General features: G+C 64.4%; 1 protein-coding gene and 1 pseudogene. One reads left to right on the top strand and one right to left on the bottom strand.

Features of this window, described 5'->3' with window-relative positions:
* Positions 1-1283 (top strand): ATP phosphoribosyltransferase regulatory subunit (locus tag NW819_RS08665; RefSeq protein ID WP_414413504.1); only part of this gene is annotated, 1283 nt, incomplete at its 5' end.
* Here the strand turns inward: NW819_RS08665 and NW819_RS08660 are convergent.
* Positions 1267-1883 (bottom strand): annotated as a pseudogene (locus NW819_RS08660) (DNA polymerase III subunit delta'); the annotation flags it as partial. The gene NW819_RS08665 and the pseudogene NW819_RS08660 sit on opposite strands and share 17 nt — an antisense overlap.

Genomic DNA, 1883 nt, shown 5'->3' with positions numbered 1-1883 from the left:
GCGGTAGCGGTGCGGAGCACTTTTGGGATCCCCGCCCTGAGGCCAGTTCCACCGTCTCCAGCAGTCTGCGCCCCCCCAGCGGTGCCCGGGATCTCCTGCCGCGGGAAGTACAACGGCGGGAGAAGCTGGAGGCTCAGCTGACCCGGGTTTTCCGGCGCCATGGCTACCAGCGCATCATCACTCCCACCCTAGAGCGGCTGGAAACGCTGCTGGCGGGGGGATCCATCCGCGCTGAGTCGGTGCTGCAACTGCGGGATGGCGAAGGGACGATGCTGGGGCTGCGCCCCGAGTTCACTGCTTCCATTGTGCGGGCGGCAGCCACCCGTCTAGCCGGTGGGCCTTTGCCGTTGCGGCTCTACTACCACGGCAGCGTTTTTCGCAACAGCCGGCGGGAGGAGGGATCCTACAGTAGCCAGGAGTTTTTTCAGTCCGGAGTGGAGCTGATCGGGGCAGGGGGATGGCTGGCAGATGCCGAGATTCTGCTGCTGCTGGCCGATTGCATTCGCTCGATCGGCATCTCTTCTTGTGTAAACGGGACGGAGGCCGCCTGGACGCTGCTGCTGGGAGATGTCAGCCTCACCGAGAGTTTGCTCAGCGCCGTTGCCCCCACGGCTCAAGCGGCAGTGCGCCGTGCCATTGCCCAGCTCGACTACGTTTACCTGGAATCGGCCCCTCTGCCGGAAGCCGCCCGCCAAATTGGCTTGCAGATTCTGGGGCTGCGGGGACAGCCCGGCTCAGTTCTTTCTGACCTGGCTCAGTTGCCTGTGCCGCCTGAGCGGCTGCGGGATCTGCGGCAGCTCTGCCAGGTGCTGGAGGAACACGGGGTGCGGGTGGTGCTGGATCTGAGCTTGTTGCAAACCCTGGCCTACTACACCGGTATCGTTTTTCAGGCAGTGGCGAGCGGGGAGGTCATTGCTCTGGGGGGGCGCTACGACCGGCTGCATGCTCTCTACAGCCCTCAGCAGGTCGAACAGCCGGGGATCGGCTTTACCCTTCTGCCGGATACGCTGCTGCGGCTCTTGCCCCCCGATCCCCAAACCGAGGAGATGGGCTGCAAACGGTTGGTGGTGCCCCTGGTGCCGGCAGGGATCCCGGCGGCGCTGGCCTTGGCCGCCCGCTGGCGAGAAGAGTGCACCGCACCGCTGACGCGAACGGAGGCGGTGGAGCTGGAATTGCTGGATCGGGCCCCTGAAGAGATCGAAGCCTATGCCCGCCAATGTCGGATCCCGGAGATCGCCTGGGTACAAGCCGACGGCAGCTACCACATCACCCACCCGGGCTAATGCTGGCAAGGTTGACCTCCCAACAGAGACGGGGCTGCACCAGTTGCAACAGGTGTTGGCGAATACGTTCCAACTGCCGGATGGCGCTCTGCACCCCTGGCGCAAACGGCTGACGGGATCCCTGCGCCCAAAAATGCTGCTGCAAATAATCGATCAGCCACAGTTGTGCCGGCAGCTCCAAACTGGCCACCCCTCTGCCCAATTCCAATGCCTGCTGGAGAGAAGAGTGCCAGGGCCAACGTTTGAGTTCCTCAAGGAGCGACGGCGGGATCTGCTGCAGGTGCTGGTGGGCCAGCAAGGCCAAGCCGGGGCTGCCCTGGGCCAAGGCAATCAGCTCGGATCGAGGGATCCCTGCCAGATCTGGGCAACCCAACCCACTCAGCACCCGGTCGACCTCTTCTGGGCTGAGGCGGCGAAAAGGCACCATCTGGCAGCGGGACAACAGCGTCGGCAACAGCGAGGCCGCCTGGGGGGCGATGAGTATAATATGGGCTGGGCCTGGCTCCTCCAGGGTTTTCAACAAAGCATTGGCAGCGCTTTCCGCCAAGGTTTCGGCTCCCTCCAGCACCACCACCGCTCCCGATCGCGTAAGCGGGACGG

Origin of the sequence: Synechococcus sp. R8-2 (assembly GCF_047461715.1) — a bacterium.
GTDB lineage: Bacteria > Cyanobacteriota > Cyanobacteriia > Thermostichales > Thermostichaceae > Thermostichus.
Note: the sequence above shows the minus strand (reverse complement) of the source record. Positions and strands in the feature narration are given on the sequence as shown.